Annotated in this window: 25 protein-coding genes; 17 read left to right on the top strand and 8 right to left on the bottom strand. The window is 70.3% G+C overall.

Features of this window, described 5'->3' with window-relative positions:
- Positions 1–88 precede the first annotated feature (88 nt).
- Positions 89–736 carry an FMN-dependent NADH-azoreductase gene (locus KXC43_RS02255; RefSeq protein WP_221374154.1) on the bottom strand — a complete coding sequence of 216 codons (648 nt, stop codon included), beginning with the start codon at positions 734–736 and terminating at the stop codon, positions 89–91.
- 90 nt (positions 737–826) lie between these two features.
- On the opposite strand from KXC43_RS02255, the gene KXC43_RS02250 reads away from it, so the two are divergent.
- Entirely contained in the window at positions 827–1,258 is a 432-nt protein-coding gene (locus KXC43_RS02250; protein WP_221374153.1) for a MarR family winged helix-turn-helix transcriptional regulator, read from the top strand.
- On the opposite strand, the gene KXC43_RS02245 is transcribed toward KXC43_RS02250, so the two are convergent.
- Positions 1,248–1,967 (bottom strand): class I SAM-dependent methyltransferase, encoded by a 720-nt coding sequence (locus tag KXC43_RS02245; protein ID WP_221374152.1) that lies wholly within the window; start codon positions 1,965–1,967, stop codon positions 1,248–1,250. The genes KXC43_RS02250 and KXC43_RS02245 overlap by 11 nt on opposite strands.
- A gap of 89 nt (positions 1,968–2,056) precedes the next feature.
- Here KXC43_RS02245 and KXC43_RS02240 point away from each other — a divergent pair, with 89 nt between their 5' ends.
- Complete coding sequence (locus KXC43_RS02240; protein WP_221374151.1) at positions 2,057–2,569, top strand: hypothetical protein; 513 nt, start codon at positions 2,057–2,059, stop codon at positions 2,567–2,569.
- Here the strand turns inward: KXC43_RS02240 and KXC43_RS02235 are convergent.
- Both KXC43_RS02235 and KXC43_RS02230 read right to left on the bottom strand, forming a co-directional pair.
- Positions 2,550–2,693 (bottom strand): hypothetical protein, encoded by a 144-nt coding sequence (locus tag KXC43_RS02235; RefSeq protein ID WP_221374150.1) that lies wholly within the window; start codon positions 2,691–2,693, stop codon positions 2,550–2,552. The genes KXC43_RS02240 and KXC43_RS02235 overlap by 20 nt on opposite strands.
- A gap of 39 nt (positions 2,694–2,732) precedes the next feature.
- Positions 2,733–4,304, bottom strand: coding sequence for a pectate lyase family protein (locus tag KXC43_RS02230; protein ID WP_221374149.1), 1,572 nt, complete (start codon positions 4,302–4,304; stop codon positions 2,733–2,735).
- 229 nt (positions 4,305–4,533) lie between these two features.
- Here KXC43_RS02230 and KXC43_RS02225 point away from each other — a divergent pair, with 229 nt between their 5' ends.
- Complete coding sequence (locus tag KXC43_RS02225; RefSeq protein WP_221374148.1) at positions 4,534–4,713, top strand: hypothetical protein; 180 nt, start codon at positions 4,534–4,536, stop codon at positions 4,711–4,713.
- Positions 4,714–5,080: 367 nt separating this feature from the next.
- Here KXC43_RS02225 and KXC43_RS02220 read toward each other — a convergent pair whose 3' ends face one another.
- Positions 5,081–6,253 (bottom strand): spore photoproduct lyase family protein, encoded by a 1,173-nt coding sequence (locus tag KXC43_RS02220; RefSeq protein ID WP_221374147.1) that lies wholly within the window; start codon positions 6,251–6,253, stop codon positions 5,081–5,083.
- A 124-nt stretch (positions 6,254–6,377) separates the two neighbouring features.
- Here KXC43_RS02220 and KXC43_RS02215 point away from each other — a divergent pair, with 124 nt between their 5' ends.
- The 5 genes from KXC43_RS02215 (at position 6,378) to KXC43_RS02195 (ending at position 9,722) form a co-directional block, all read left to right on the top strand.
- Positions 6,378–6,857 (top strand): glutathione peroxidase, encoded by a 480-nt coding sequence (locus tag KXC43_RS02215; RefSeq protein ID WP_221374146.1) that lies wholly within the window; start codon positions 6,378–6,380, stop codon positions 6,855–6,857.
- A 200-nt stretch (positions 6,858–7,057) separates the two neighbouring features.
- A complete protein-coding gene (locus tag KXC43_RS02210) occupies positions 7,058–7,972 on the top strand; it encodes an AEC family transporter (RefSeq protein WP_221374145.1) in 915 nt (304 codons plus the stop codon).
- A gap of 29 nt (positions 7,973–8,001) precedes the next feature.
- The gene (locus KXC43_RS02205; RefSeq protein ID WP_221374144.1) at positions 8,002–8,484 is read left to right on the top strand and encodes a flavin reductase family protein; all 483 of its coding nucleotides are present in this window, start codon (positions 8,002–8,004) and stop codon (positions 8,482–8,484) included.
- Between the two features lie 226 nt (positions 8,485–8,710).
- Positions 8,711–9,139 (top strand): PPOX class F420-dependent oxidoreductase, encoded by a 429-nt coding sequence (locus tag KXC43_RS02200; protein WP_221374143.1) that lies wholly within the window; start codon positions 8,711–8,713, stop codon positions 9,137–9,139.
- Entirely contained in the window at positions 9,132–9,722 is a 591-nt protein-coding gene (locus KXC43_RS02195) for a 4a-hydroxytetrahydrobiopterin dehydratase family protein (protein WP_221374142.1), read from the top strand. Before KXC43_RS02200 ends, KXC43_RS02195 begins: the two co-directional genes overlap by 8 nt.
- Before the next feature lie 94 nt (positions 9,723–9,816).
- On the opposite strand, the gene KXC43_RS02190 is transcribed toward KXC43_RS02195, so the two are convergent.
- From KXC43_RS02190 to KXC43_RS02180, 3 genes are all read right to left on the bottom strand, one after another.
- Positions 9,817–10,188 (bottom strand): GntR family transcriptional regulator, encoded by a 372-nt coding sequence (locus tag KXC43_RS02190; RefSeq protein WP_221374141.1) that lies wholly within the window; start codon positions 10,186–10,188, stop codon positions 9,817–9,819.
- Between the two features lie 5 nt (positions 10,189–10,193).
- Positions 10,194–11,003 carry a hypothetical protein gene (locus KXC43_RS02185; RefSeq protein WP_221374140.1) on the bottom strand — a complete coding sequence of 270 codons (810 nt, stop codon included), beginning with the start codon at positions 11,001–11,003 and terminating at the stop codon, positions 10,194–10,196.
- Positions 11,004–11,175: 172 nt separating this feature from the next.
- Entirely contained in the window at positions 11,176–12,189 is a 1,014-nt protein-coding gene (locus KXC43_RS02180; RefSeq protein ID WP_308128933.1) for a sugar-binding transcriptional regulator, read from the bottom strand.
- Between the two features lie 265 nt (positions 12,190–12,454).
- Here KXC43_RS02180 and KXC43_RS02175 point away from each other — a divergent pair, with 265 nt between their 5' ends.
- The 9 genes from KXC43_RS02175 (at position 12,455) to KXC43_RS02135 (ending at position 22,839) form a co-directional block, all read left to right on the top strand.
- Entirely contained in the window at positions 12,455–13,114 is a 660-nt protein-coding gene (locus KXC43_RS02175; protein WP_221374139.1) for a DUF2291 family protein, read from the top strand.
- Positions 13,114–14,628, top strand: a complete 1,515-nt coding sequence (locus KXC43_RS02170; RefSeq protein WP_221374138.1) for a sugar ABC transporter ATP-binding protein — start codon at positions 13,114–13,116, stop codon at positions 14,626–14,628. The genes KXC43_RS02175 and KXC43_RS02170 overlap by 1 nt, the downstream gene beginning before the upstream one ends.
- The gene (locus KXC43_RS02165; RefSeq protein ID WP_221374137.1) at positions 14,625–15,704 is read left to right on the top strand and encodes an ABC transporter permease; all 1,080 of its coding nucleotides are present in this window, start codon (positions 14,625–14,627) and stop codon (positions 15,702–15,704) included. The genes KXC43_RS02170 and KXC43_RS02165 overlap by 4 nt, the downstream gene beginning before the upstream one ends.
- Positions 15,705–15,760: 56 nt before the next feature.
- Entirely contained in the window at positions 15,761–16,753 is a 993-nt protein-coding gene (locus KXC43_RS02160; RefSeq protein WP_221374136.1) for a D-ribose ABC transporter substrate-binding protein, read from the top strand.
- A 64-nt stretch (positions 16,754–16,817) separates the two neighbouring features.
- Positions 16,818–17,699 carry a transketolase gene (locus KXC43_RS02155; RefSeq protein ID WP_221374135.1) on the top strand — a complete coding sequence of 294 codons (882 nt, stop codon included), beginning with the start codon at positions 16,818–16,820 and terminating at the stop codon, positions 17,697–17,699.
- The gene (locus KXC43_RS02150) at positions 17,696–18,658 is read left to right on the top strand and encodes a transketolase family protein (protein WP_221374134.1); all 963 of its coding nucleotides are present in this window, start codon (positions 17,696–17,698) and stop codon (positions 18,656–18,658) included. The genes KXC43_RS02155 and KXC43_RS02150 overlap by 4 nt, the downstream gene beginning before the upstream one ends.
- Positions 18,651–20,354, top strand: a complete 1,704-nt coding sequence (locus tag KXC43_RS02145) for an FGGY family carbohydrate kinase (RefSeq protein WP_221374133.1) — start codon at positions 18,651–18,653, stop codon at positions 20,352–20,354. The genes KXC43_RS02150 and KXC43_RS02145 overlap by 8 nt, the downstream gene beginning before the upstream one ends.
- Positions 20,351–21,331, top strand: coding sequence for a sugar phosphate isomerase/epimerase family protein (locus KXC43_RS02140; RefSeq protein ID WP_221374132.1), 981 nt, complete (start codon positions 20,351–20,353; stop codon positions 21,329–21,331). The genes KXC43_RS02145 and KXC43_RS02140 overlap by 4 nt, the downstream gene beginning before the upstream one ends.
- A complete protein-coding gene (locus KXC43_RS02135) occupies positions 21,331–22,839 on the top strand; it encodes a DUF1593 domain-containing protein (RefSeq protein WP_221374131.1) in 1,509 nt (502 codons plus the stop codon). Before KXC43_RS02140 ends, KXC43_RS02135 begins: the two co-directional genes overlap by 1 nt.
- The last annotated feature ends 214 nt before the right edge of the window (positions 22,840–23,053 follow it).

Genomic DNA, 23,053 nt, shown 5'->3' with positions numbered 1-23,053 from the left:
CGGCCCACAGCCTGGTCGAACGGCAAGATCTGTCGCGCCCGGGAAAACCCCGGGTCACCTGGCGCAAGGGCACGGGGACGCTTCCAATCTAGGCCCGGGCACCGTCCTGCAGGAAGAGCTTCGCCGCGTCGCGCGCCTCGGCGTGGGCCCGGCGGCGGCCGGTGTCGGGGTCGGCCGTGGCCAGGTTGGGCCGGAAGTGGATGCTGTGGACGTCGTCGACGCCGGCCCAGCGCAACCAGTCCTCGAGGTAGGGAGCCTGGAAGTCGGCGCCGAAGGCCGGCCCGCGCTCGGGACCGTAGACGGCGCTGGTGTAGATGACGGCGGCGCGCTTGCCGGTGAGCAGGCCGCGATAGCCGGCGACGGGGTCGAAGCCGAAGATCAGGCCGGGCTGGCTCACGACGTCGATGAACTGCTTCAGAATGTACGGAACCCCGGCGTTCCACATGGGCACGCTGAACAGGTACCGGTCGGAGGAGTCGAAGCGGCGGAACGTGTCTATCGCGGCCCGCCAGGCGACGGCGGACGCACCCTCGGGCTCCTCGCCGGCGAAGACGGCCATCTTGGCCGCGGCCGCGTCGGGTCCGAAGGCGGGCAGAGTGCCGTCCCACAGGTCGTACTCCTCGACGGGTGTGCCCGGGGAGACCTCGCGGAGCGTGTCGAGGAAGGTGGCCGCGATCGCGAGGGACTCGGAGCGCGGGCCGCGGGGCGAGGCGGAGATGTGCAGGACCTTGTTCATGGCGACGACCTTTCGGGTCAGAAAATGCGTGCGCACGCACATTGTTACGCCGATGCGTGCGCACGCACAAGAGTTGGCTAGGGTGAGGTGATGGGCGACACCGACACGGCCGCGTGGGCGGCCCTCCTGCGCGTGCACGCGGCGCTGGTTCCCCGCATGGACAAGGAGCTCCAGGCCGCCTGCGGTCTGCCGTTGACCTGGTACGACGTGCTGCTCGAACTGAACGCGGCGCCCGGCCGGCGGCTCAGCATGACCGAGCTGGGCGACGTCGCGGTGGTCAGCCGCACGCGGGCCAGCCGGGTCGTCGACCAGCTGGCCGAGGCCGGCCTGGTCGCCCGCGAGGTCAACCCCGACGACAAGCGTTCGGCGTACGCGGTCCTCACCGACGCCGGCCGCAAGCGCCTGCGCGCCGCCGCTCCCGTCTACCTGGGCGCGATCGAACGGCTCTTCACGTCGCGGATGACGGCCACGGAGGCGGCCACGGTGGCCCGGGCGCTGGAGAAGGTGCTGGCTACGGAGTGACCGGCCGCAGCACCGCGAGGTACTCGTGCTCGTCCCGCAACTCGACCGGATCGTGGCCGGTGAGGCGCAGGCCGGTGCCCTCCAACAGCAACGCAAGATCGGCCGGGGTGTAACAGCGCAGCGTCTGGCTGATCGCCTCGTCCGGCCGGTCGGCCGGCCACCACGTGTCGGTTGCCGTGCAGGTCACCTGGTCGAACGTGGTGCGTTCCCGCAGTTCGTACGCATAACCCTGCTCCGGGTCGGGCCGGCGGTGCTCCTCGTCGCCGTGCCACGACTGCCAGACGAACGGGTTGCTGACATCGATGAGCGCGGCGCCGCCCGGCCGCAACCACTCGCCGGCGATCCGCCGCAGGAGGCGTCGCTGGTCGGCGTCGCTCCCCACCCCGAACCCGTTGAAGTAGCAGACGACGTCGAACTCGCGCTCCAGCCGCACGGCATAGAAGTCCTCGTTGAGCACGGTGAGCCGCTCGGCCGCGGTCTGGAACCGCACCCGCTCACTGATCTCGACCGCCGTGACAGTGTGCCCGGCCGCCGCCAGTGCCCCCGCCGTCGTGCCGTAGCCGGAGCCCAGCTCCAGAATCCGCCACGGGCCGTCCCCCACCTGGGCATGCACCTTGGCCACCCGCCGATGGTCTCGTTCGCCGACCTTCGCCTCGGCCGGTCCCCACCACATCCCGGTCCGTGAATAGAAGTCCCTGACCCAATCCATCCCGGTACCCCAGCAGGCCGCCGCCGCCCAGGCAACCGGATTCGCGTCGGTGATGGCTCTGCCCCGGCGGCTCTGGCACATTGATCTACGTGCGTAAATCGCGACGTGCGCCCGGCGCCGCCCGACCGCCGGTTGACCCGGCTGCGCCCGGGGCCGCGGCGGTGGCGGCCGCCATCACCCTGGCGACGGGGGAGGGGCGGTACGACTTCATCGATCTCGGGATCGGGGTGACACTGCTCTGCCTGCTTGCCGCCTACTACCGGCCGCTCGCCCATCGGGCCCGGGGCCTGGACGCGGTCGCCAAGTCGTTGTCCTTCGGCGCGATCGCGGGTCTGTTGCTGGCGCTCGTCGCATCACCCTTGATACAGCACTTCGTGGGAACGCCGTCGGACTGCGGCGAGCTGGACGAAGCCGACTGCGCCGGGGCGAGGGCCGACCCGCGGGTTCTGTACACCTGGTTGATCGCCGGGCTGGTCGTCGCCCTCGTGCACGCCCTGTTCTGGACCGGTCTTCCTTGGCGCCGGTCGGTTGCCGCCCATCTTCGTCGTGCCGCCGGCCGTCTCCGCCGGAAGCCGACTGCGGTCACTCCGGGGCGGCGTTGAGAAGGTCGGTCAGGGCCGGGCCCAGGTGCAGGGCCAGGCGGGTCGGGCCGTCGTCGAGGTCGAGGGCGGGCGGCTCGCACTCTCGTTCACAGAGGAGCCGGGCGCGTTCCGCCGCCTTCGTCACCGGACACTCGGCGACGAAGGCGGCGACCACCACGACCGTCTAGGACGCGTACGTCTCGAACTCGGCGATGCGGGGTGCCGAGCTCGCGCCGGTGATCTCGAAGGTGACCTTCTTGAGCGCGGTCGCGGTGAAGCTGATGGCGCCCGAGCCGCTGCCGGTCTTCAGCACCGCGCCGGTGTCGGCGTTGACAACCCGGTAGGCGCTGATCGAGCCGCCGCCGGCGGCCTCACGGATGGTGACGCGCCCGACCGTCGTGGCCGCGCTCCACTTGATGGAGATGGAGCCGGTGGCGCTGCCCGGCGACCAGTACGTGCTCAGGCTGCCGTCCTTGACGTTGCCGTAGCTCGTGCCGCTCGCCTTGCTCGAGCCGTCGGCGCCGCCGGCCAGGCTCAGGTTGGCGCCGCTGGGCTGGGTCGGCGGCGGGGTCGTCGGGTTCGGGGTGGTGGGGTTCGGGGTCGTGGGGTTCGGGGTCGTGGGGTTCGGCGTGGTCGGGGACGGTCCGGTCGGCGAGCAGCTGCCGGTCGAGGTGCGGATGCCGGTGTTGGCCCCGGCCGTCTGCCGCACCACGTCCGGCACGCAGGAGCCGCCGTCGAGGCGGTACGAGTAGGGGACGCTCACGCTGGTGGTCGAGGTCAGGTTCGGGCCGGCCGGGTTGTTGTCGGTGCCGGGGCTCGACCAGGTCACGTTGTCGAGCACGTTGCCCGCGACCTGCCAGTAGCCGGCCTGGTCGGTGTAGAACGTGCCGAGCACGTCCTTGGAGTCCTCGAAGTAGTTGTTCTCGACCTTGGCCCGCGCGCCGGCCCGCGAGTTGATGCCCGACTCGTGCAGCTGGAGGTAGTGGTTGTTGTAGATGTGGGCGACGCCGCCGCGCAGCAACGGCGTACGGGAATCGATGTTCTCGTAGCGGTTGTGGTGGAACGTGATGAAGCTGTTGCCGGTGTCGCTCTCGCTGGAGCCGATGAGCCCGCCCCGGCCCGAGTTCCGCAAAATGCTGTACGACAGGGTGACGTACTCGGTGTCGTCCTTCATGTCGAACAGGCCGTCGAAGCCCTCCGACTCGCCGCCGCCGGCCTCGAGCGTCACGTGGTCGACCCAGACGTTGCGCACGGTGCTCTCCATGCCGATGGCGTCGCCGCCGTTGGACGTGGGGGAGCCCGACTTCTTGACGTTCCGCACCGTCACGTTCTGGATGATGATGTTGCTCGAGTCGCGGATGTGGATGCCCAGCTGGTCGAAGACCGCGCCGCCGCCCACCCCGATGATGGTGACGTTGCTGATCTCCTTGAGCTCGATCTTGTCGGCCGCCGTGTTGCAGCTGCTGCCCGACACCTTGGTCGTGTTGCCGTGGTTGATCGTGCCCGAGACCTCGATCGTGATCGGCGTGCTGCTGCTGGCCCGTCCGCAGAGTGCCTGGTGGATCTGGGTGCCGGTCGTCGCTCGTACGGTGGCTCCGCCGTTGCCCCCGGTCGTCCCGCCGTTGGCCGAGGCGAAGCCGTCGGCCGTGCCGACCGCTGCCGCGCTGGCCTGGGGGAGGGGCAGCGCGATGACGATGGCCGCACCCGCGGCTCCGGTCGCCAGCGCTGCCAGGGCGCGTTTGGCTGTTCGTCTCATGGGTTCGCTCCTTGTCGCATACCGGGCTCTGCCAGTACGAACCGTTGTCCCGGGTCCCCGGCCGTCCGGGCCGTGAACCAGCCACCCACGCGGCGATTCGTATGCAGGAAAGCGCTTACCTCCGCGAGGATAGAAAGCTGTCAATGGAAGAAGCAAGCGTTTGCAGTGTTTGCATCGCATGGGTGCGTGCCAACCGGGGTACTGGGACAGGTTGACGAAGGAGGCTGACATGAGTTCCCGCCAACCGAACGAGCAGCCCGAATTCGAACGCCCGATCGACCTCACCGACCTGCCCGAGCGCGGCGCCAAACCGCAACCGGGCCGGCTCCCCGAACACCACCCGGACGACTCCGGAATGCCGGGCGACGTCCCCGGCCCGAACGGCCCCGACACCCCTCGCCGCGACTAGGGTCCGGTCCCGCGGATCACCCGGGCGGCTTGGACGACGGTCGTCGGCCCGGTGTGGCATGTGGTGATCTGAGCAGTGACGGACAGGCTGTGCCGTAGCCGTAGCCGTAGCCGTAGCCGTAGCCGCAGCCGCAGCCGCAGCCGTAGCCGTAGCCGCAGTCGTTGCCGTTGCGGCTACGCAGCCTGACCGTTTGTGCGGTCCGGGCCGAGCTGTGGCGCGGCCGTAATGAGCGACGCGCCCATGCTGCCGGCGCCGGCTTGCGCGTAGCGGCCGGCCCAGCACCACCGGGCGAGACTCCGAACTGCGCGTTCGCTCACTCCAGCCGGCCCAGCACCACTCAGTGAGGCTCCGAACTGCGCGTTCGGGCTCACGTCCAGTACAGGATTCGGCAGGCCGGCAGGCGTGCGGCGATCTCCGACTCGAACCAGACACGCAGCTCGGCCATGACGTCGGCCGGGTAGACGTACTTGACCGCACCGAACTTTCCGTGCTTGCGGGTGCGGGCTTCCTCGTCCATTTCCAAGCGCGTGCGGGGATACCAGCCGAGCAGCACCTCCTTGCTGCCCGGGGTGAAACGGTGCGTGATCAGTTCAGCGGTCAGGTCCAGATCGGGTACGCCGTCGATCGCGACCGCCACGGCGTCGAGGAGTTCGCCGTAGCGGTCGCGCCAGTCGTCGACCGTCATGATCGGCGCGATTGTCAGACCGACCGGATAGCCGTCGAGCGCCAGCTTCCGCAGCGCCGCCAAGCGGTCGGGCAGCGGGCTGGTGCCACCTTCCATCCGCGTTGTCACGGGCAAGCAGTTGACGCTGAAACGCACCCGGGTGCGCCCGTTGTGTGACAGTCCGACAAAGCTGTCGACGTCCCCGAACTTGGTGGTCCAGCGCAGCTGCACCGGAGCGTTCCAAGCGCCGAAATGCTGCACTGCCCGCTGCCAGCTACCGGTCAGGTGGTCCAGCGCGAGCGGATCCGTGTAACAGGACGCCTCGAACGTGGTTCCTTCGTCCCGCCGGGCTGTGCGCCGGGAGGTGACGGTGCCCTGACCGACGTACTCGGAAAGGCCGTTCAGAATGTCGTCGAGGTCGGCGTAGACGCGGGTGACCGGCGGGCCGGAGAGCGACCCGGCCAGGTAGCAGTACTGGCAGTGCGCGGGGCAGCCCTCGGCCAGGTCGAAGCGCCAGTCGGCACTGGGTGCAATCGGTTGCAGCTTCCGGCGCGACGGCGGGCTGACCACGATCGCCAGCGTCGACTTCGCCCTCGCGTACGTCTGGCGGTCGTTCTCGCCGCGGACCCCGGTCAGCCGGGCCGACTTGAGCCGTTCGACCTCGATGCCGTACGCCTCGACCCGGTCCATGATGCGGCGGCCGTGCGGATGGTCGTACGCGGGCGGGGTGGCCACGACCCGCTTGGGAAACCAGCGCCGGGCCGGGCGTGCGGGCGGCGCCACGTCGCTCAGGTCATGGGTGGGCACGCTCTCGCCGCTGGCGCTGTGCGGCGCGGCCGGGTCGTCGAGGGCCAGGGGCGCATCCAGATCGGTCACCCTCGGCAGGTACCCCGGCCAGCGCGGATGTACCGTGACACGGGCGGATCGCGTACGCCGCCGGCCGAGCCATGATCACGGCGTCCCCCAGCGGCCGCCGGCCAAACAGGGGAGCAGCACAGCGATGACGGCTATCCAGGAGATCCCGCTGACGACGATCACTGGCGGGACGAGCACCCTCGGTGACTACCGCGGGCAGGTGCTGCTGGTGGTGAACGTCGCGTCGAAGTGCGGCCTCACCCCGCAGTACGACGGGCTCGAAAAGCTGCACGAGCAGTATCGCGACCGGGGTTTCGCCGTGCTCGGCTTCCCCGCGAACGACTTCGCCGGCCAGGAGCCGGGCACCGACGGCGAGATCGCCGAGTTCTGCCGCAGCACGTACGGCGTCGATTTCCCGATGTTCTCGAAGATCACCGTCCTCGGCCCCGAGCGCCACCCGCTCTACGACACCCTCGCCGGCGACCAGGACGTCCGGTGGAACTTCGAGAAGTTCCTGATTTCCCGTACGGGTGAGGTGGCGGGCCGCTTCGCCCCGACCGTCACGCCGAGCGACGACGAATTGGTGGCCGCGATCGAACACCAGCTCGCCGCGCCGCAGCCGTAAGAGACGCTCTCGCCGTAGTCGCGGTCGCTCTCGGAGTCCCGGCCGCCGGCGCAATGCGGTCGGCGTTGTGATCCCGGTGGCCGCGGCGAGTTCAGCCGCCGCGCCATTGCAGCCGGAGGCGCATTTGCTGCCGGCGGCCCGATTGCCGCCGACAGCGCGTGCCGGGCGCCGGCAGATGAGGTGCCGTAACGTCCGGATGCATGATCTCGGCGCTGTCGGGCTTCGCCGTCATCGGCGTGATCGTGCTGGTGGGATGGGTGGCCGGGCGCTGGGGACGGCTGCCGGCCGAGACACAGGCGGTGGGCGGCCGGCTGGCGTTCCTGATCCTGACACCCTGTCTGATATTCAGCGGGGCGGCGGCGTCGGATCCGGCCGCGCTGTTCACCCAGCCGCTCATCGTGTCGACGGCGGCGGCGCTGCTCTGCTTCGGGTTGCACGCGCTGACCACCCGGGGCCGCGAACCCGGCACGCGGATCGTGGGTGCGCTGGCCGCGGGCTACACCAATGCGACGTACATCGGGGTGCCCGTCGCGACCTACGTGCTGCGCGACACCGCGCTGGTCGTGCCCATCGTCCTGCTGCAACTGCTGATCATCACGCCGGTCGCGCTGACGGTGCTGCAGTTCGTCACGACCGGTCACGCGTCCTGGCGTACGTCACTGACCGCACCCTTTCGTGTCCCACTGACCGTAGCGGTCGCCCTGGGCGTGCTGGTCGCCGTGACCGGAATCAAACTGCCCGCTGTGCTCGCCGATCCCGTCACGGCCCTCGGCCAGGCCGCCGTGCCGGTGGTGCTGCTGGTCTTCGGCATGTCGCTCTCGGGCCGTCGCGTGCTCGAGCCCGGCCCCGACCGCCGGCCGATCATCGCCGCGGTCGTCATCAAGGTCGCGATCATGCCGGCGTTGGCATTCTTGCTGGCTCTGGCCCTGCGGCTGACGCCGGCTCAGACGTACGCGGTGACGATCATGGCGGCCCTGCCGACGGCCCAGAACATCTTCCTGTACGCCCAGAGCTTCGGAACGGCGCTGATCCTGGCCCGTGACGCGATCTTCCTGTCGACGCTCGCCTGCGTGCCCGCCCTGCTGACGATCACCCTCCTGCACGCCTTGACTTGAAGTCAGCTTCACGTTCTAGGGTCGTCAACGTGCTCCCCAGTGTCGGTATCGGCGTAGCCGAGCAGTTCAAGGCGGCGTTCCGCCGTTACCCCACCGGCGTCGCCATCATCACCGCGGCCGGCCCGGTCGGCTTGACCGCCTCCAGCGTCGCCTCGGTGTCGGCCGACCCGCCGGCGTTGTCGTTCTCGGTGATGGCGTCCTCGTCGGCCCACGCGATCCTCGAGGCGCCCAGCTTCGTGGTCAACCTGCTCGGCCCGGGCTCGGTCGCGCTGGCCGAGGCGTTCTCGGCCGGCGGCGGCCCGCGCTTCACCCCCGACCAGTCCTGGGACTACCTGCCCACCGGCGAACCGGTCCTGACCACCGCCCTGGCCTCGCTGCGCGGCGTCCCGCTCGACCGGGTGCCGGTCGGCACGTCCACCCTGGTCATCGCGCAGGTCGACGACGTCCTGCTGGGCCCCACCACCGGCCACCTGGTGTACCACAACCGCGCCTACATCGAGACGCCACACTGACGCGTCCCGCCGGACGTGCTGCCGCGTAGCCTGCTGTTCTCGTCGCCGACTGGGGCAGCTGGATGCGTCACCTCGGCTCCGCTTGAACTCGGCAGACCCTAGTGCGCTCAGCCCGGCCGGGTCGGCTGCTAACGTGCTTGGCACGGTCGGCCCTGCCTGCGTGCCGGGGCTCGCCGGGAGTAAGCCCGAACAGAACACCCGAAGCTGGTCGAGCGCGGGAGGCAGCATGTCGTTCACCGACGAGGAGATCGCCTACCTGCGGTCCCAGCCCCTGGCCCGGTTGGCGACCGCCGGCCCGGAGGGTCAGCCCGACGTCATGCCGGTCGCGTTCGAGTACGACGGATCGGTCTTCTGGATCGGCGGCTCGGGCGAATCCGTCCTGGCCACCCGCAAGTTCGTCAACGTCCGGTCCGGCCGCCCGCGGATCGCGCTGGTCGTCGACGACATGGTCTCGTTCGACCCGTTCATCGCCCGCGGCATCCGGGTGTACGGCGACGCCGACGGCCCGGTCGAGCGAACCGGCCTGACCGGGCCCGGCTTCTATCTGCGGATCACCCCGCGAATCTCCTGGAGCTGGAACATGGCAGGCGAACCGGTCGGCGCCACCTGGTACGAATCCAGGCGCGCCGAACACCGGCCGAACCGCAATGGCTGAGCCCTTCCACGACGACTGGCGCGTCCTCTATCGCGTCGTAGCGGCGCATTTCCGCACCGAGTCGTTCGCGCAGGGCGTCGCCCTCGTCGACCGCATCGGCCGGCTGGTCACCGAAAATCCCCCGCGCGTCGACCTGCGACCGGCCGGCGTCACCGTGACTCTGCTGCATCGTGACGCCGCACTGGCCCGCAGCATCTCCGCGGCCGCGGACGACCTGGGCCTGACTGCCGACCCGTCCGCCGTCCAACTGGTCAACGTCACGATCGACGCGCTGGCCACCCCGGCGGTGCTCGCCTTCTGGAGCGCGGTGCTCGGGTACCGCCAGTTCGGCGACGACTTCCTGGGCGATCCGCACGGCCGCGGCCCCGGTTTCGGCTTCCAGCCGCTGGACTCCCCACGCCCGCAACGCAACCGCGTCCACATCGACGTGGCCGTTCCCGAGGATCAGGCAGAAGCCCGGACAGCGGCCGCGCTGGCCGCCGGCGGCCGCCTGGTCTCCGACGCCCATGCCCCGAAGTGGTGGGTGCTGGCCGATCCCGAGGGCAACGAGGCTTGCATCGCCACCCCGCGCGGCCGCGACTGACAGATGAGTCGAGACACCGGCAGCGCGACGCCGGAGCGGCCGGGCCGGCCCCGTGGCTTCGAGTTGGGCGTCGTCCGCCCAAGGGTGGGCAGGGTCAGCTGACTTCCGGGGTGCGGTGTATCAGCGCCGCCTGGACGATGCGGACGGCCTCGCTGGTGTCGATGCCGAGGCGCGTGATGAGGGCGGCGTACTCGGCGGCGGCGTGGCGGGCCTGTTCGCGTCCCTGCTCGCCGGCGGCGGTCACGAACGAGCCGGCCGAGCCGCGGGTCTCGATCAGCCCCGCCTCCTCCAGCTCACGGTAGGCCCGGCCGACCGTGTTGACCGCCAGGCCGAGGTCCGCGGCCAGGCGGCGGATGGTCGGCAGCCGGGTGCCCACGGCCAGCGTGCGTTCCTGGATCTGCCCGGCCAGTTGGGCTCGGAGCTGCTCGAACGGTGGGACGGGGGAGGCCGAGTCGATGACGATCATGCGGTTCACCGGGCGGTGCGGCCGTGCGGGGCCGCCAGGGCGTTCCGTACGTCTCCCGCTGTGATCAGGGCGAGCGCGATGACGCTCAGGATCACGAAGGCGAGCCAGCCCGTGTTCCACGGATCGAGTCCGGTGTCGAAGACCGACACGACCGGCAGCGACCACACCACGGTCGGCAGGCCCACCTCGCGGGCGTCCTCGACGCGCATGAGGAAGTCGGCCCTCAGCGTGCCCTCGTCGTCGGCCACCACCGGGTGGGTGAGCACATGGCGCAGCTGGACGGCCGTGCCGGCCGCGACCCCGCACAGCCCGATGAGCATGATGACCGCCGAGTACCGCGCGACGCCGTCCCGCATGGTCAGGGCCGCGATCGCCAGCACGGCCGCGCCGGCGTACGTGACCGCCAGCAAGGCGGCCCGCGGAACGCCGAGCACGGTCCGCCAGCCGGGCCGCACGGAGTGGGTCGCCCGTCGGGGCAACTCCGCACCGGCCTGCTGATCGACCCGCCGCACCCACCGGTCCAGCAGCGACAGCCCCAGCACCAATCCAGCCACCAGCGCCGTCAGCACCACCAGCGCCCACCGCTGCTGCGTCCCGAACCCGTCGTCCGCGGGACGGAGCGGTAAGGCGGAGACATAGACGAGGGCAGTTCCCATGAGGAACACGGCCGGCAGAATGGCAGCGGCCAGCCGCGCCCGTCGACGGACCGTCAGGCGCGCCGAGAGCATCGGTGTCGGCGTGACGTCGGCCAGGCCACGCGCGGCCAACCACAGACGGGCTATCTCGAGCTGCGTCGGACGCACCTTCCTCGGCATGGCGGCCTCCCGGCTCGTCGCAAGTCTTGTCTCACTAGCTTGCGACAAGGCTTGCGACAAGTCAACCCCGATGCGGCTCGGAAGACAGGCGCATCACCCCGGTCCGGCCCATGCGCAGGCATCGGCGCCGCCGGCGGCAGCGGTTGCTGGGAGCGTCGAGCCGGGCCCACCCTCAGGCGCTCTCCGTGTTCTGGCCGACCAGGCGGCGAGCCACCTGCAGGTCGGTGATGAGCACGTTGACCCAGCCGCCGCGCAGGGCGGCCTCGATGGCGGTGCTCTTGCGCAGGCCTCCGGCCACGGCGACCCGGCGCGGGATCTTGCGAAGGGTCTCCGCGCCGATGCCGAGGACGCGGTCGTCGAAGGACGACTCGATGTGCTCGCCGGCCGAGTCGAAGAACCGCATGCACACGTCGCCGACGGCGCCGGCCTTGCGCAGGGCGGGGAGCTCGCTCTCGGCGAACGCGTTGCCGCTCTCTCGCAGCAGCGGGCTGGGCTCGATGCTGCCCACGCCGACCAGGGCCATCGTCAGGTCCTCGCAGGCGCGCAGCACCGGTTCGATGTTGGGGTCGGTGACGAACATCTGCCGCATGTCGCCCGACGCGAGCAGGCCCGGGGCCTGCAGGTAGACCGCTTGGGCGCCGGTCAGCGCGGAGAGCCGGCCGGTGATCCGGGTGGCCTGGGTCTGCGCGGTGACGTTGCCGACGCCGCCCAGCATCTGAACGACCTGGTCGGCGACCTGGGTCGGGCGGGGGTGCATGGCCTCGACCGTGGCCAGGATGGTCGAGCTCCACGACGAGACGCCGATGCGTTCGCCGCCCATGAGCGTCGTCTCCAGATAGACGGCGGCGGCGGCGCCGAGCGCGCGCATCACGTGGCTCTCGTCGGCGTGGTCGTCGGTGTCGGCCACGATCACCTCGGTGACGCCGTACGCCTGCTCGATCTGTTCCTCGAGCTCGGCGTACACGCCGCGCGGGGCGATCACGGTGGTCCGCACGATGCCCAGTTCGACCGCCCGTTTGAGCAGGCGGGAGACGCGGGGCTGCGAGATGTGCAGCTGCGCGGCGATCTGCGGCTGGCGCATCCCGCGCTCGTGGTACATGCGGGCCACCTTGGTCAGCAGCCGGATCTGGTCGGTGGCGACCTCGTCCAGGGCGGCTGTTCGCGCCGCCGGGTAGCGCTCTGCCACTCAGTCCTCCCCTGTGCGTCCTGCGGAGGAGAATATCCATTCACCTGATGCGGGTTCAGTCGGCGTGGCTGGTGGAAAAAAGCGGGCCTGAATAGAAAATCGCCGCTGCATCGATATCACAACCAGGTGGTGGGCACCCCGTCAAGTGCGTCGGCGCCGAGCTGTGAGCCCGGTTCGAATCCTGAACGGAACGATCCGTTGACAACGGCGACATCAACCATTCACAGTGATGGCATGCCCAATCGCCCATGAATGGATATTCAACATGACGGTGATCACACGCCGACTGCTCGCCGCGGCGACCGCGGCCGCGCTGGTCCCGGCGGTGACGGCCTGCTCCCGGATTCCGGGCGTCTACGTCTACGAGAAGGACGGGCAGGTGGCCGCGGCGACGTCGGCGACCGACCCCAGGACGTACGCCGACAGCAACTGGACGCAGAAGATCGTGCCGACCGTGCACGACAACGCCGTCGACGTGACCACGGTGGCCGCCGCGATCGCCGACGACCCCGACGCGGCGGGCAAGCAGTACGGGAACCAGGCCGGCACCGGCAGCCCGTACGCCTTCATGGTCAAGGGCTCCGGCACGGTCACCGACGTGGACACCTCGGTGCCCACCGGCCCGGTCACCGTCGAGGTCCCGGTGGCGGGCGGCAAGCCGGTGAAGGTCACGATCGCGACCGGTCCGGTCATCGCCGGCACCGCGATCCGCGACGCCGTCAAGTTCATCTCGTTCGGCGACTTCACCAACCAGATCGACTACGCCGAGGTCGCCAACCAGATCAACAACAAGGTCAAGACCGAGGTGATCGCCCAGGTCGACCGGGACGGGCTGAAGGGCAGGAAGGTCGATTTCCACGGCGCGTTCTCGTCGCTGTCGCCCGGGACGATCTTCCTGGTGCCGACCGAGCTGGCGGTGAAGTAGTGGCCGAAATTCTCGAGGCGCACAACATCAGCAAGAACTACGGCGGCGTACGGGCGCTGAAGGATGTCACCTTCACGGCCTACCGCGGCCAGGTGAACGTGCTGGTGGGCGAGAACGGCGCCGGCAAGTCGACGCTGATGAAGATCCTGTCCGGCTCCGAGCAGCCGACCAGCGGCGAGATCCTGCTCGACGGCGAGCCGGTGCAGCTCGACAGCCCGCGCACCGCCCAGGCCCGCGGGATCGGCATCATCCACCAGGAGCTCAGTCTCTTCCCGAACATGTCGATCGCCGAGAACCTGTTCGCCGGCCGGGAGCTGCGCCGGGGCAGCGCGTTCGTCGACGCCGGCGGTCAGCGCCGCCGCGCCCGCGAGGTGCTGAAGCGGCTCGGTCAGGACTCCGTCGACCCGGACACCCTGGTCGGCGATCTGCCGATCGGCCAGCAACAGCTCGTCGAGATCGGCCGGGCACTGCTCGAGGACGTCCGCGTGCTGATCATGGACGAGCCCACCTCGGCGCTGTCCAACCACGAGGTGGACGTGCTGTTCGAGGTGATGGCCGACCTGCGCGAGCAGGACGTCACGGTCATCTACATCTCGCACAAGCTCGACGAGTTCCGCCGCATCGGCGACTGGGTCACCGTCTTCCGCGACGGCAGCCTGGTCGCGCACGAGTCGATGAGCCGCACCGACACCGGCTGGATCGTGCGCCAGATGGTCGGCCGCGATCCCGATTCGCTGTACGTGCGCAACAGCTCCCCGGTCGGCGACGTGCTTCTCGACGTCCGCGGCCTCACCGTTCCCGGCACGGTCAAGGTGGACGACGTCTCGCTGACCGTGAGCGCCGGCGAGGTGGTCGGCATCTACGGCCTGATGGGCGCGGGCCGCACGGAACTTGTCGAAACGCTCATGGGAATGCGCAAAGCGAGCACCGGCGAGGTGTCCGTGCGCGGAGTGAACGAACCGAAGGGCACCGTGCAGGCGCGAATGGCGGCCGGCCTGGCCCTGGTGCCCGAGGACCGCCAGCGGGACGGACTGGTGCAGACCATGTCCGTACGGGACAACATCCTGCTGTCCACTGTTGCGCGAATGACCAGAAGTGGACTGCTGAACGGCGCCGCCGAACAGAAGACGGCCAAGGAGAAGGTCGGCGAGCTGGCCATCAAGATTCCCGGGCTGGGCGCCGTGGTCACCGCGCTCAGCGGCGGCAACCAGCAGAAGGTCGTGCTGGCCCGGGCCCTGCTCACCGAGCCGGTCGTCCTGCTGCTGGACGAGCCGACCCGCGGCATCGACGTCGGCGCCAAGTCGCAGATCGCCGGTCTTATGGCTGAGCTGGCCGCGCAGGGCTTCGGCGTGCTGTTCATCTCGTCCGAGCTGGCCGGGGTCATGGCCATGGCCGACCGGGTGCTGGTGATGGCCCGGGGCCGCATCACCGCCGAGTTCACGGCCGAGAACGTCACCGAGGAGGCGCTCGTCGCCGCCTCCGCATCCGAAAGCGTCCTGGAGGGCCACTCATGACCGACACGCACGTCGCCGCACCGGCCCCCACGGCGGCGCCCCAGCCGGAGGAGCCGGGGAGCACGGCTCTGGCCCGGGCCGCGCTGCTGCTCCTGCGCGGGCGCACGCTGGTCGTGCTGGTGGTGCTGATCATCATCTTCAGCTCGATCTCGTCGGAGTACCTGACGCAGAGCAACCTGATCCTGATGACCAAGCACGTGGCCATCAACGCGATCCTGGCCATCGGCGTCACCTTCGTCATCCTCACCGGCGGCATCGACCTGTCGGTGGGCTCGATCGCCGGGCTGTCGAGCATGGTCGCCGGCGGGCTGCTGTTCAAGGGCCTGAACTTCCCCGGCGGCACGGTGTTCTTCTCGGTGGCCGTGGTGATCCTGATCGGCATCGTGGTCGGCGCGCTGGTCGGCGCGGTCAACGGCCTGCTGATCACCCGCTTCCGGGTGGCGCCGTTCATCGCCACGCTCGGCATGCTCTACGTGGCCCGCGGCGCCGCGCAGCTGCACAGCAACGGCGGCACGTACCCGGACCTGGCCGGCACCGAGGCCCGCGGCAACACCGGCTTCGGCTTCATCGGGGTCGACAGCATCCTGGGCATCCCGGTGGCCGTCTGGATCATGGTGGCGGTCGCGGCCGTCGCCGTCGTCGTCACCACCAAGACGCCGTTCGGCAAGCACATCTTCGCGGTCGGCGGCAACGAGCGGGCGGCGGTGCTGTCCGGCATCCGGGTCAACCGCGTCAAGATCGCGGTGTACGTCATCTCGGGCGCCTGCGCCGCGCTGGCCGGCCTGCTGCTCACCTCGGAGCTGGGCGCCGCCTATCCGGACACCGCCACGACGTACGAGCTGAACGCCATCGCGGCCGCGGTGCTCGGCGGCACCGCTCTGGCCGGCGGCCGCGGCACGATCATCGGCACCGTCATGGGCGCCTTCGTCATCGGCTTCCTCAGCGACGGCCTGGTGCTGGTGGGGGTGTCCACCTTCTGGCAGTCCGTGGTCAAGGGCGCCGTCATCATCTTCGCCGTCATCACCGAACAGGCTCAGCAGCGCCTGCAGTCGAGCCTCACCCGGCGTACCGCGTAATTCCACCAATCCCCTCTCTCACCCCCGCTCCGTCGCACGTGAAGGGACAAAACATCATGAAATACCTTCCCTCCCGCCGAGCCTTCATCGCCGTCAGCGCCGCATCCGTTCTCGCCCTGGCCGCCTGTGGCAGCGGCGACGAGTCGTCGTCCGGCGGGTCCAGCGCGGCCCCGGCTGCTTCGAAACTGGTCGTCATCATCACGCCGTCGCCCGACAACGTGTTCTTCAAGGCCGAGCAGGACGCCGCAGCCGCCCAGGCCAAGAGTCTCGGTTACGAGACGCTGGTGCTCAGCCACGACGACGACCCGACCAAGCAGAGCCAGCAGTTCGACACGGCGATCTCGCGCAAGGCGGCCGCCATCATCCTGGACAACGCGGGGGCGGACGCCTCGGTGACCGCGATCCAGCGGGCCAAGGACGCCAGCATCCCGACCTTCCTGATCGACCGTGAGATCAACAAGACCGGGGTCGCGGTCGCCCAGATCGTCTCCAACAACGCGCAGGGAGCCGGGCTCGGCGGGCAGGAGTTCGCCAAGCTGATGGGCAACAAGGGCGAGTACGCCGAGCTGCTCGGCAAGCCGACCGACACCAACGCCGGCGTCCGCTCGAAGGGCTACCACGGCATCCTCGACCAGTACCCGGACCTCAAGATGGTCGCCCAGCAGAGCGCCAACTGGGACCAGGCCGAGGCGCTGCAGAAGACCCAGACGATTTTGCAGGCCCACCCGAACATCAAGGGCATCATCGCCGGCAACGACACGATGGCCCTCGGCGCGTACGCGGCGGTCCAGGCCTCCAACAAGAAGGACATCGTCGTCGTCGGCTTCGACGGCAGCCCCGACGTCGTCTCCTCGATCCAGAAGAAGGGGATCAAGGCGACCGTCCTGCAGCCGGCCAGCAAGATCGCGCAGATGGCCGTCGACCAGGCCGACGCCTACATCAAGGCCGGCGGCAAGACCGACCAGCCCGAGAAGCAGTCCATCGACTGCGTGCTCGTGAACCCCGACAACGCCGACTCGGTCAAGGACTTCGCCGTCGCCGGCTCCTGACCCTCTTCTCCGGGGGCGGGTCTCTGCCGGGCCCGCTCCTCATCACCCGCAGAAAGGCACACCCATGCTGGTCGCCGACCCTGGTACCGCCGCCGCCTGGCGCTCGTTCCGGCACGAATTCGCCGAGGCCGGCCCCGAGCGCCGCCGCGAGATGCTGCGGCAGCGGGCCAACGAGTCCCGAACCACCGACCTGCACATGATCGGCCGGGCCGGCCTGGGCCATGTGGGCGGCGACATGTCCGTCCTCGACATCCTCACCACCCTGTTCCTCTCCGTGCTGCGCGTCGACCCCGAGAAGCCCGAGTGGGCCGACCGCGACCGGTTCGTGCTCAGCAAGGGCCACACCGCCGGGGCCCTGTACACGACCCTGGCCGCGACCGGGTTCTTCCCGGCCGCCGAGCTCGACACGTTCGCCGGGCCGCTGTCACCGCTGAACGGCCACCCCAACCGGGTCAAGGTGCCGGGCGTCGAAACCAACACCGGCCCGCTCGGGCACGGCCTGCCCGTCTCGGTCGGCATGGCCGTGGCCGCACGCCTCTCGGCGTCGTCTCGGCACGTGTACGTCGTGCTCGGCGACGGCGAGCTGCAGGAGGGCAGCAACTGGGAGGCCGCGATGACCGCCGGCCACCGCCGCCTGTCCAACCTCACGGCCGTCGTCGACCGTAACCGGCTGCAGCAGGGCGCACGCACCGAAGAGACGAACACGCTCGACCCGCTCGACGACAAGTTCCGCGCGTTCGGCTGGGACGTGCTGGAGGTCGACGGGCACGACCACCTGGCGCTGCACGAGGCGTTCACCGCGCCGCGCGGCGAGCGACCGACCTGCGTCATCGCCAACACCGTCAAGGGAAGAGGTGTCTCCTTCATGGAAGACCGCGTGGAGTGGCATCACAAGGTGCCGTCGGCCGAGCAGATCGTCGCCGCGGAAGCGGAGCTCGCCCGATGAGCGCGCCCGTCGCTCCGGCGAATGAAACGTTCGATTGCCGTGTCGCTTTCGCCGAAGAACTGAGCGCTTTGGCGCGCGAGGATGAGCGAATCGTGGCCGTGTGCAATGACTCCGTCGGATCGAGCAACCTCGTGCAGTTCCAGAAGGAGTTTCCTGATCGTTTGATCAACGTGGGCATCGCCGAACAGGACATGGTCGGGGTCGGGGCGGGGCTGGCGCTCAGCGGGTACATCCCGTTCGTGTGCGGGGCGTCCCCGTTTCTGACCGGGCGCGCGCTCGAGCAGATCAAGGCGGACGTCGCGTACAGCCAGTCGCCGGTCGTCCTGTGCGGGATGAGCCCGGGCATGGCCTACGGAGAGCTCGGGCCGACGCACCACTCGATCGAGGACCTGTCGTGGCTGCGCGCGATCGCCGGTCTCGACGTGATCGTGCCGGCCGACCCGGCCGAGACCCGCTCGGCCGTGCGCTGGGCGGCCAACGCGGCCCGGCCCGCCTTCCTGCGCGTAGGCCGGTTCAAGGTGCCCGCGGTGACCGGTGACCGCCCGTTCACCTTCGGCGCGGCGACCACCCTGCGCGACGGCTCGGATGTCACGGTGGTGGCGGCCGGAACCATGGTCTCCCGCGCGCTCGAGGCCGCCGAGGAGGCCGCCGAGCAGGGAGTTTCCGTGCGAGTGCTGAACATGTCGACGATCGCGCCGCTCGACGAGGACGCGATCCGCCGCGCGATGACCGAGACCCGCGGCATCGTGACCGCCGAGGAGGCCACCACCACCGGCGGCCTGGGCGCGGCGGTCGCTGCCGTTGTCGTCACCGAGCGGGCCCCGGTGCCGATGCGCCTGCTGGGCATCCACCGCGAGTTCGCGCCGACCGGCGCCACCGCGTTCCTTCTCGAACACTTCGGGCTGACCGCCGGCGACATCCGGCAGGCCGCGATCGGGCTGGCCCGCGCCGATGCCTGAGCTCGCCCGCCCGGACGACCACGGCCCGGCGGGCGGCGGTGGCGTGGCTGATGACGGCGGCGCTGGCGACCACGGCCCGGCGGGCGGCGGTGGTGTGGCTGACGTCCGCGGCCCGGCTGATGACGGCGGCGCTGACGTCCGCGGTCCGGTCGGCGGCTGTGACCCGTTCGGCCGGCGCGGCCGGGGCAGCGACGGGGACAGTGCTTCGGGGCGGGTGCGGGACGACCTTGTGCTCGCGATCGACCAGGGCACCAGCTCCACCAAGTGCCTGCTGGTCGATCCGACGGGCGTGGTGGTCGCGACCGGATCGGCGCCCGTGCCGATCCGGTACCCGCGGCCGGGCTGGGTCGAGCAGGACGCGGGCGAGATCCTCGACAGTGTGCTGGCCGCCGCCGCTCAGTGCCTGGCGGACGTGCCCCGCGAGCGGGTGCGCGCGGTCGGGCTGAGCACGCAGCGCGAATCGGCGGTCGTGTGGGACAGGCGGACCGGGCAGCCGGCCGGGCCGGTGCTGGGCTGGCAGGACCAGCGGGCCCAGCCCATCTGTGACGCGCTGCGGGAGAAGGGACACGCTTCCCGCGTACGGGAGATCAGCGGTCTGCCTCTCGACCCGATGTTCAGCGCGGCCAAGCTCCGGTGGCTGCTCGACCGCACTCCGGGCGCAGTCGTGGGCACGATCGACGCGTGGCTGCTGTACGCGCTGACCGGCAGCCACCAGATCGAGTCGGGCAACGCGTCGCGCACCCAGCTGCTCGACGTGCGGGCCGGCGCGTGGAGCCCCGAATTGCTCGACCTGTTCGGCATCCCGTCGGCCGCGCTGCCCTCGCTCACCCCGTCGTCGGGGGAACTGGGGCGCATCGGCGAGCGCGGGGGAGCGCTGGCCGGGCTGCCGATCACCGCCGTGCTGGGGGACTCGCACGCGGCGCTCTACGCCCACGGTGACCGCATCGCGCGCGGCGGCCCCGTCTCCGGCGGCGTGCGCGGCGGCCCTGTCTCCGGGGGCGTGCGCGGCGGCGCTGTGTCCGGGGGCGTGCGCGGCGGCCCCGTCTCCGGGGGCGTCAAGGTCACCTACGGAACCGGCTCGTCGGTGATGCGGCTGGGCGCAGCCTCGAACGACGGCGTTTGTATGACCGTCGCATGGAATGACGAACTGGCAGCCGAGGGGAACATCCGGTCGTCCGGTTCGACCGTCGCCTGGCTGGCTTCGCTTCTCGGGGTGAGTCCGGCGCGAGTGGCCGAACTCGCGGCCGACGCCTCCAGCGACGGCGTTCACCTCGTCCCGGCGTTCGGCGGGCTGGCCGCGCCCTGGTGGGACGACGCCGCGGTCGGCCTGATCAGCGGCCTCACGCTCGGCACCAAGCCCGCTCAGCTCGCCCGCGCCGCCGTCGAGTCGATCGCCCACCAGGTCGCCGACGTCGTGGACGCGATGGGACCGGCCGACGCGCTGCTCGCGGACGGCGGTGCCAGCGGCAACGACGTCCTGATGCAGATCCAGTCCGACCTCACGGGCCTGCCCGTCCTCCGCGCCCGCACCGCGAACCTCTCCGCTCTCGGCGCCGCGTTCCTCGCCGGGGGCTTCACCCCACCCATCTCCTACGACGAGTTCCGCCCTCAGCCCGCCGACGCCGCCGCGCAGCGCTCCTCCTGGCGCGCGGCCGTTGCCCGGGCACGCACCCCAACCGAACAGGAGCCGCAATGACCGAGTACCCCCGCTTCGGAGCCGGACTCTGGCATTTCGCCACCTACGTCGACCGGTACGCCTCCGACGGTTACGGCCCGGCCCGCACCACGCTCGACGCGATCGAGCTGGCCGGGCAGGTCGAGGACCTCTCGGTGGTCGACCTCAACTACCCGTTCACGCCGGGCGTCGGCCTCGGCGAGGTCAAGGACGCGCTGGCCGCCCAGGGGCTGACCGCCATCGGCATCACCCCCGAGATCTACCTGCGCCGGTTCAGCCGCGGCTCGTTCACCAACCCGGACCCCGGCGTACGGAAGGCCGCTCTGGACCTGATGCACGAGGCCGCGGGCATCGTGCGCGAACTGGGCGCCGACTACGTGAAGATCTGGCCCGGCCAGGACGGCTGGGACTACCCGTTCCAGGTCGACCACCGCACCCTGTGGAAGCTGGCCGTCGACGGCATGCGTGAACTGGCGGGCGCGCATCCCGACCTGAAGTTCGCCATCGAGTACAAGCCGCGCGAGCCCCGGGTGAAGATGACGTGGGACTCGGCTGCCCGCTCGCTGCTCGGCATCCAGGAGATCGGGCTGGACAACGTCGGCATCCTGCTCGACTTCGGGCACAGCCTGTACGGCGGCGAGTCGCCGGCCGACGCCGCTCAGCTCATCATCGACCACGGCCGCCTCTACGGCATGGACGTCAACGACAACCTGCGCGGCTGGGACGACGACCTCGTCGTGGGCACGGTCCACCTCACCGAGATCTTCGAGTTCTTCCACACGCTGCGCAAGAACAACTGGGACGGCGTGTGGCAGCTCGACCAGTTCCCGTTCCGCGAGGACAGCGTGGACGCGGCCAGCACGGCCATCGGCACCCTGAAGCGGATCCACCGGGCGCTCGACCGGCTCGACACGTCCGCTCTTGCTGAGGCTCAAGAGCGCCAGGATGCGATGGCCGCGCAGCGGATCGTGCAGAGCGCGCTCTTCGGGGAGCTGTGATGCGCCGCCTCCTGGCCGTGGCTGCGGCTTTCGTGGTCTCGGCGGGCGCCTTGAGCGCCCCGGCTCATGCCGGCGGCTCGCATCCGGAGAGGCCGCGCACCGTCATCACGACCGACATGGAGTCGGACGACATCGCCTCGCTGGTTCGCTACCTGCTCTACACCAATGAGCTCGACACCAAGGGCATCATCTACACCAGCAGCAAGTTCCACTGGGCGGGCGACGGCCAGGGCACCGAGTTCTTCCTGCCCAACCGTGAATACAAGACGCCGCAGACGTCGTGGCGGTGGACCGGGAACACCACCCTCGAGGACCAGGTGATCCCGGCGTACGCGAAGGTCTATCCGAACCTGCGCCGGCACGACCCGGCTTATCCCAGCCCGGCCGAGCTCACGTCACTGGTGCGGCTGGGCAACATCTCCTTCGAGGGGGAGATGGCATCGGACACGCCGGGTTCGAACCTCATCCGGGATCTGTTGCTGGACAAGGACAGGCGGCCTGTCTATCTGCAGGCCTGGGGCGGCACGAGCACCATCGCCCGTGCGCTGAAGTCCATTGAGGAGCGGTACTCGTCGTCACCTCGGTGGGGCTCCGTGAAGGCGGCCGTCTCGAAGAAGGCGGTCATCCTGGCCAGTGGGTTCCAGGACGAGACGTACGCGAACTACATCTCCGTCGCCTGGCCCGCTGTCCGGGTGGAAGAGCGGTCGGCGGGCTACGCCACGTGGGGCTTCAACTGCAACAACAACGGCCAGGGCAACGTACGGGGTCTCCCCGCCGACCGGGTGTACTTCACCGGCGACTGGATCCGCCGCAACATCCAGGTCGGGCCGTGGGGCTCGCTCTACCGCTCCTGGCTCGACGGGCAGACCACGCCCGGCGATCCGCTGGACGTCTTCGGCGACCCCGTGAAGGCGCCGGGCGGCTGGTGCAAGCCGATGGCCGAGTACGACTTCCTGTCCGAGGGCGACAACGTCGTCTTCAACCCGCTTCTGCCGACGGGGCTGCGGAACCCGGCCGACCCGGCGACGGGCGGCTGGGGCGGACGGGCGTACCAGGTGACGGCTTCTCCGAACCTGTGGCGGCTCGTGCCCACGGAGAAGGACGCGACCGGCGCCGACGTGGCCAACCTGACCACGCTGCGCTGGGCGGCGGCCGCGCAGAACGACTTCGCCGCCCGCATCCAGTGGACGCTGACGCCGCGCTATTCGGCCGGCAACCACCCGCCGTCGGTGCGCATCGCCGGCGGTGACACGGTCCGGGCGCGCCCGGGCGCGACGGTGAAGCTGTCCGCGCACACCGCCGACCCGGACCGCGACCGCGTCACCACCGCCTGGTGGCAGTACCGCGAGGAGGGCAGCTACCCCGGAACCGTGGCGATCAGCGGTTCCCGGGTGACCGTTCCGGCCGGTGCCGAGCCGGGACAGACCATCTCCGTCATCGCGCAGGTCACCGACAACGGCGGGTTCCCGCTGACACGCTACGACCGGGTGACCATCCGGGTCTCGTAGGGTTCGAGGCGCCGCCGGTGGAAGCCGGCGGCGCCGTCGCCGACACGCTTGCCGGAGTGTCGCTGTCTCGTCGCCGTCGCCCGTGAGCGACGCGGAACAGCACCTCGCCCGGTGTGCCCGGACGAAGCCCAGGGGATCGTCTCCCCGGATTGTCGGTCTGCGTGCCCGCTCATCCACCGCACCGAATGAGCCGGCCGCGTTGTCAGGTACACAC

Source organism: Paractinoplanes polyasparticus (assembly GCF_019710575.1).
Taxonomy (GTDB): domain Bacteria; phylum Actinomycetota; class Actinomycetes; order Mycobacteriales; family Micromonosporaceae; genus Actinoplanes; species Actinoplanes polyasparticus.
Note: the sequence above shows the minus strand (reverse complement) of the source record. Positions and strands in the feature narration are given on the sequence as shown.